Raw genomic sequence first — 6,711 nt, 5'->3', positions numbered from 1 at the left:
TTGTCGTTAACGAGGGTTGCTGTCTGTGATCTTTTAGCTATCCCTTTGTGATCTATTTGCCATAGTTGTTGTGATCTGATGGCTACTTTAAATGATTTGGCGATAAATACGTTATTAGGAAAAATTAGGTGCGGAATGTGTGTTATAAAATAGTCTGTCATAAATAATATGATTTTTAGCGAGTAAACATTAGAAATTGTATTGCTGTGAGTGTTTGTTGCTGGCAAGGAATGGGGCAAAAACGATTTACAAAACATCATGATGAATACCTAGTTAGGTTGTTTTCATTCCTCATGAAAACTCGTCCTCATCGAGTTCTTTTTGTATCTTCTGCAGAGCATTTAAATGAAACTTCATCAGCTTTATATCATGTTCAGCATCAGTGGATGATTCAAACTCAAAAGTAGGATGATGATGAAACGGATTTTGAGTAAGTTCAATCAGTTCCAAATTACCTTCTTCCACGACAGTATGAATGACATCATTTATGGACTTAATAAGGTAAGTTAGCGGGGACTGCTCTGGCTGCAAATTTTTATATTCATGAACCTGCATGTGAACTAATCTCAATATATCGGTTCTCATATAATTGTTTAGTATTCTCAATGAGTGACTTGGAGTGCAAGGAAGAATAAACCCATTTTTGTCTTCTTTAATACTGTATTTATCTGGATCATCTCTAACCCAATAAGAAGTAAGTCCTTTTCCGTCATCTCTTGCATTTGTCTTGATCATACCTTGAGCAACTAGTAAAGAAAGGGCTTCCTGTAATTGCTCTTCATCGTACAGCTTGCCGAATTCAACCCTAATATGAAAAATATTAACGCTTTTTAAAATGTCATCTTTTTGTAAGCATTCACCAGAGGGGTATTGACAATTTCAAATTCCCGTTTATTGACATTCATAACCGCAAGGGTGCCGCTGTTTTGTGATGCAAGTATCACTTTTAAGGGTGTTTCACCATTTATTCCAAAAGTCAACACGGGGCTGGTGAATGGTTACATCTTTTTTACTATGGATGAATTGATAAACTGCGCCTTCTGATGACATAAATGATTATCCTCATTCTTCATTAAGCTGATTTAGTGGCCTTAGATTACCTTTAGATACCTGCTCTTCTAATGTAAATGAGTAGTGACCAAGCAATTTATATGAGCATGACCAAGTGGTGAGAGCCTTGCCTCATATTCAGGCTTTATTTCAATTGAATTAGCTAAATGTTCTAATGCAGACTGCATATATATGGTATTCCACAAAACCACAGCATTAGTAACAAGACCTAGAGCACCAAGCTGATCTTCTTGACCTTCTCGATAACGCTTCCGTATTTCACCTCTTTTACCGTAACAAATAACTCGAGCTACAGCGTGTCGACCTTCACCACGGTTAAGTTGAGTTAAAATTCTTCGACGGTAATCTTTATCATCAATGTAATTTAACAGGTAAATGGTCTTATTGATTTTTCCTGCTTCAATAATAGCCTGTGCCAAGCTAGATGGCTTTGTGCTTTTCAGTAAGGTGCTGATGAGTTCAGAAGCTCTGATCTTTCCTAGCTTCAGCGAACCAGCTAGACGCATCATGTCATCCCATTGCTGCAGAATTTTATCTGTTTTTACCACTCCACGAATCACGTCATTAAGAGCGGCATAATCCGCATCTTTGTCAACTTTCCAAAATGCTGCCTCGCCTGCATCAGCTAAACGAGGTGAAAACTGATACCCTAATAGCCAAAACAGACCAAAAACAAGATCACTTGTTCCAGTGGTATCTGTCATTATTTCGGTAGGATTCAATCCTGTCTGTTGTTCTAAAAGTCCTTCTAGAACAAACATTGAGTCTCTTAATGTTCCTGGAATTACAATACCATGAAAGCCTGAATATTGATCAGACAAAAAGTTATACCATGTAATCCCCCGTCCAGCACCGAAGAACTTTCTATTGGGTGCTGAATTGATTGTCTTAACTGGCGTTACAAAACGTATTCCATCTGCAGAAGCGACTTCACCACCACCCCATTTCTGCGCTAAAGGCAAAGTCGCCTGATGATCCACTAACTTAGCATTAGCGTTAACTATATTCTCTGTTCTGAAGTAGTTTTGTTTAACCCAACTCAACCTGTGTCTTGTAAGTGCTGGAATATGAGATTTGATTAACGGCTCAAAACCTATATTACAGGCTTCTGATATCAAAACAGCACAGATACTAATTTGTAAATCTTTCGCTCGAGCGTTGGTTTCACTGATGTGACTGAATTCGTTTAAAAAACCAGTGTGCTCATGAATTTCTAATAGCAATTCAGTAAGATCTACTTTAGGTAATAATGCTGTAACCTGCTGACTGAGCTCTGTTAATGATTCAGGCTCATCTAACCGATCTAGGTTAGTAATTGTCAAACTTGGTTTCTTACCTGAATTATCTATGGTAACAGCCTCGTTCTGGGGAAAGTTAGCCGCAACTCGTTGATAAGTGCCTTCTAACTGCTCAGTTAGTCGACTTAATGCATCAGCTGCTTGAAGTGGATGGCCTAATGATCTACAAACTTGAATTCTGTTTTGTTGCCATTCAGTACCTTGTAGTAATTTAGCTCTTGGATCACCCCACCTTTCTCCATATCTGACGTAAACATCTCGCCTACGTAAACTGTCTTTAAAATTATCAAGAAAACAAAGGGTGTATCCTCGCTTAGTAACCCTACCTTCTTTATCGAATACCAGACGCTTCCATGCTGGAGTAATAATTTCCAGTGGAGGATTTTCAAGAAACTGTTTACGAGAATCTACTTCTGAAACAAGGAACTGATATGCGGCTAGCGTATCTGTGCCAGCTGCAGTAGCTTTAATATTAATGTCTCTTAGTAGAGCTGGCATTAACCTAGAGACTTTGCCGTATTGTTCAACCATTTCGTCGTGAAAATTATCACTCGATGGTCTGGCTATTTCGCGTATTTTTTCAATAGATTCTGCAAGTTTCTTCTTAGATACTCTTTTGAATATTTCTTTTCTGAGAACCGTTGCTTCAGTCCCATCATCAAGTAAAACGGCACAAACTGTAGCCAATTGAAGAGCTGATTTATCAAGATCTTTTAGTGATCTGAGCCGCTTTTTCTTCCCAAGTCTTTTGGCTTCACCAGCAATGCTTGTGATCAGCATATCCAGTATGTCAATTGCATCGTCTAAAGCTAATGTTTCATAATACTTAACGAAAGCCACTAAGTATGAGATGCACTTCTCCTGAGAAAGCCTTGATATTTTATAAACAGAGGTCATTACTGGATGGCGAGCAAGATTTTTTAATCTAGCTACAGGGATACCTGCAAAGTCTATGCTTTGCATTCCATATTCTTTTAGTTCTAGGTATCGCTGAACAGCAACGTTAAACGAGACACTACTAATTGTTGTTGGCTCTTTGCTTAATCGATCTAATTTTGATGACTTTGCTCCTTCAGGAACCTGTAACAAATCATCTAACCTCTGTTTTTGTAGCTCGGTAGGGAGTGATGATAGTCTAGACCATAAACGGTTAGCAGCTCGTTCTCGTATTTCAGATATTAATCGTGCCAATGTAGAAATACCGGGTAAAAGAACTTTATGCTGAATAAGCCATGCAGTAGCGAAATCAAACATTACACTTGGACGTTCGTTACTAATCCAAGCTCGAGTGTATAACTGCCTATTTAATCTAAATCTCCAGAAAGCAGAAGAAAGCTCATGGTAACCGTATATATTTCTGATTGTTCCTTTATGTTCAAACTGGGTGATATCTCTGTTGGCATATTTACTGAGTACCCTTACACTTTTTATTGAAAGCTGATTTGCGACATATCTTTTAACAGTTAAGGGTAAAGTTGACACATCTTTAGTAAAGGTACCTAAAAATCTCAATGATGTTAGTTGCAGTGCAATTCCTAAGCGGTTGTGTTCACCACGACGAGCAGATATGAATTCTTTGTCAGATTCATCTAGATGAAAATATCGTGCTAATTGAGCTTCATTTGGTACTTCATGGATTTTGCCATATTGGGCTTTTTGTTCATCCGATAAAAAGTCAATGGCCATTGAATATCCCTGTCAATGGTAAAGCAACTCATGAGACGTAATTTAGTTGTCTACAATATTATAAGTTAATGGACATGCTAAACTACCCCAAATATAATGTCCATTAAATCGTTTTTCATGCATTAATAGACAGTTTGTCTATTAATCGATTTAAAGGACAAAATCCATGCGGATTTTTGGGTATGCCAGAGTATCGACCAGTCATCAGTCTTTGGGTTTGCAAATTCAAGCTCTCGAGACGGAAGGAGTAAAATCCAATCGAATTTTTACTGATAAGACGACAGGAAGTAATACTGATCGAAAAGGTTTGAGCTTGCTTCGTTTAAAAGTTGAAGAAGGCGATGTCATCTTAGTAAAAAAGCTCGACCGATTAGGCCGTGATACTGCTGATATGATCCAGTTGATAAAAGAGTTCGATGAACTTGGTGTTGCCATTCGCTTTCTAGACGATGGGATCAGCACTGAAGGAACGATGGGAAAAATGGTGGTTACTATTTTAGCCGCAGTTGCCCAAGCAGAAAGACAGCGCATTCTTGAAAGAACAAATGAAGGCCGCATAGAAGCGAAAGCTAAAGGTATAAAGTTTGGCCGTAAACCAAGCATAAATAGACAACGTGTAGTTGAATTAAAAAGTAATGGTGTTCAGGCATCAGAAATAGCCAAACAACTTGGTATTGGACGATCGACCGTTTATACCATCTTAAAGCAAGAAGCATAATAAATTATGACCTCAGAAGTGACAATTTACTCCACCTTATTAACTGATATTAAAGACCGCATTCAACATAGCCAATATAAAGCTATGCGTGCAGTAAATGCCGAATTGATTGATATGTACTGGGACATTGGTAGCATCTTACATAAGCAGCAAAAACAGCAAGGTTGGGGGGCTGCTATTATCCCTCGTCTTGCTAAAGACATTGTAAATGAACTCCCTGAAGTGAAAGGGTTCTCTGAACGGAACCTAAAACGCATGCTCAGATTTTATCGAGAATACACAGAATCTATGCATTCTGAAAAAGTGCCACAAGCTGTGGCACAATTGCCTTGGGGTCATAACACTCTTCTGATCGAGCGCATAAAAGATCTAGGTGAACGATTTTGGTATGCAGAGCAAGCAATTTCTCAAGGCTGGAGTCGAAGTGTTCTACTTAATATGATTGAGAGCAATGCTTTTGCTCGACAAGGTTCTTCAGTAACAAATTTCAAAGAACGTTTGCCGATAGCTCAATCAGAGTTAGTGCAACAAACACTAAAAGATCCCTATTTGTTCGACTTCCTAACTCTATCAGAGCCATTTAAAGAAAGAGAGCTCGAAACGGGACTATTGAAACACTTAGAAAGTTTTCTACTAGAACTGGGTGAAGGATTTTCATTTGTCGGCCGCCAATACCCAGTTGAAGTCAGTAATCAAGAGTATTATATCGATCTACTTTTTTATCATTTGAAACTGCGTTCTTTTGTTGTCATTGAACTTAAACGTGGTGATTTTAAGCCAGAACACGCTGGTAAAATGAACTTTTACTGTTCTGTCGTTGATGAACAATTAAAGCACGAATCAGATCAACCTACGATCGGACTAATACTTTGCCAAACAAAAGATCGCATATTAGCTGAGTATTCATTACGTGGGATTGATACTCCCATTGGTGTTTCTAATTACGAATTAACTCGAGCTCTGCCTGAAACTCTCAAATCCAGTCTCCCAAGTATTGAAGAAATCGAAATTGAATTAAGCTCTGATTTAACTGGCTGATAAAAAACAATAATTTTACTTATCTAAGAAGCTTAGCGTAGGTTTCGTACCGTCGGGCTTTAAACCCCGAACCTTTCTCCAGTGCTGTTGAACTTCATTAGAAGCTCATAGAGCCTGATAGAGTGACCCAACTGTAATTCTGCAATATTACGAAGCTTATACGTAGTGAAACGGCTTTTTAGTTGGCTTATGTATTTTAGAACTTCTTCTGACCATGTGATAGTTACAGCTCCACTTCCTTGTAGCTTCTGAACATCTTTTTGAACCCATCTTAAACGGGTTTTTGTTGTGTCTTCCATTATTGTTATTTCAGCATTCCAAAGTGCGTCAGAGGCTTTATATAATTCTCTATATGCATTTTTGATATTGATCCCTGTTAAATCTGAAAATTCTTGGGCTGTGATAGTTATTTCTTTTGGGATTTCATCTCTAGAGTCTACTTTAGCTAAACATGCTAAAACCAGCTTCTGTGCCTGCGTATTTAGTTTGTAACTAGCATCAATAAGATAATTTGATTTTGTAACAGAGAGGTTGTTCATTGATTGCTCTTAAGGTGATATTCCTGCATATAACATCACTATATCGATAGGTGATATTGAATGTCAATCTATCACCTTAAACTGTGGATTAGACCGTAGATCTCCTCACCTTAAAATGTGTTCTGACCGTAAATCTCCTCACCTTAAAGCTCCTTTTGACCGTAAATCTCCTCACCCTTAACACCTGCAGCCCTTATACACCAAGGGCTGCGGAGCCCTTAAAAACAAGAAAGATAATAACAATACTGCGGACAGTTTTATGCTGCAATAACCCCGAACTCTTCAAGTTCACTGATGACTTGAGATACTTTTTCGTTACTCGGGTCGATATCTAACTTGTCAAAAATGATTTTCATCAAGT

Annotated in this window: 5 protein-coding genes and 1 pseudogene; 2 read left to right on the top strand and 4 right to left on the bottom strand. The window is 38.1% G+C overall.

Features of this window, described 5'->3' with window-relative positions:
- The 3 genes and pseudogenes from JQC92_RS20320 to JQC92_RS20310 form a co-directional block, all read right to left on the bottom strand.
- Positions 1-260: hypothetical protein (locus tag JQC92_RS20320; RefSeq protein WP_205001353.1), on the bottom strand; the 260-nt coding region annotated here is incomplete at its 3' end.
- Positions 261-291: 31 nt separating this feature from the next.
- Positions 292-735, bottom strand: a complete 444-nt coding sequence (locus JQC92_RS20315; RefSeq protein WP_205001352.1) for a hypothetical protein — start codon at positions 733-735, stop codon at positions 292-294.
- Positions 736-1,062: 327 nt separating this feature from the next.
- Positions 1,063-4,055 (bottom strand): annotated as a pseudogene (locus tag JQC92_RS20310) (Tn3 family transposase).
- 166 nt (positions 4,056-4,221) lie between these two features.
- Between JQC92_RS20310 and JQC92_RS20305 the strand changes: the two are divergent.
- A complete protein-coding gene (locus JQC92_RS20305) occupies positions 4,222-4,773 on the top strand; it encodes a recombinase family protein (protein WP_205001351.1) in 552 nt (183 codons plus the stop codon).
- A 6-nt stretch (positions 4,774-4,779) separates the two neighbouring features.
- On the top strand, positions 4,780-5,811 hold the full coding sequence (locus tag JQC92_RS20300) for a PDDEXK nuclease domain-containing protein (RefSeq protein ID WP_205001350.1): 1,032 nt from the start codon (positions 4,780-4,782) through the stop codon (positions 5,809-5,811).
- 59 nt (positions 5,812-5,870) lie between these two features.
- Here the strand turns inward: JQC92_RS20300 and JQC92_RS20295 are convergent, their stop codons facing one another.
- Positions 5,871-6,350, bottom strand: a complete 480-nt coding sequence (locus JQC92_RS20295; RefSeq protein ID WP_205001349.1) for a replication initiation protein — start codon at positions 6,348-6,350, stop codon at positions 5,871-5,873.
- Between the last annotated feature and the right edge of the window lie 361 nt (positions 6,351-6,711).

Origin of the sequence: Parashewanella hymeniacidonis (assembly GCF_016900895.1) — a bacterium.
GTDB classification, from domain to species: domain Bacteria; phylum Pseudomonadota; class Gammaproteobacteria; order Enterobacterales; family Shewanellaceae; genus Parashewanella; species Parashewanella hymeniacidonis.
The sequence above is the reverse complement of the archived record's forward strand: the minus strand, read 5'-3'. Positions and strand labels throughout refer to the sequence as shown.

Excerpts from the sequence above, each read along its gene's own strand:
- JQC92_RS20295 (WP_205001349.1), bottom strand. The coding sequence starts at position 6,350 with ATGAACAACCTCTCTGTTACAAAATCAAATTATCTTATTGATGCTAGT.
- JQC92_RS20315 (WP_205001352.1), bottom strand. The coding sequence starts at position 735 with ATGATCAAGACAAATGCAAGAGATGACGGAAAAGGACTTACTTCTTAT.
- JQC92_RS20300 (WP_205001350.1), top strand. The coding sequence starts at position 4,780 with ATGACCTCAGAAGTGACAATTTACTCCACCTTATTAACTGATATTAAA.
- JQC92_RS20305 (WP_205001351.1), top strand. The coding sequence starts at position 4,222 with ATGCGGATTTTTGGGTATGCCAGAGTATCGACCAGTCATCAGTCTTTG.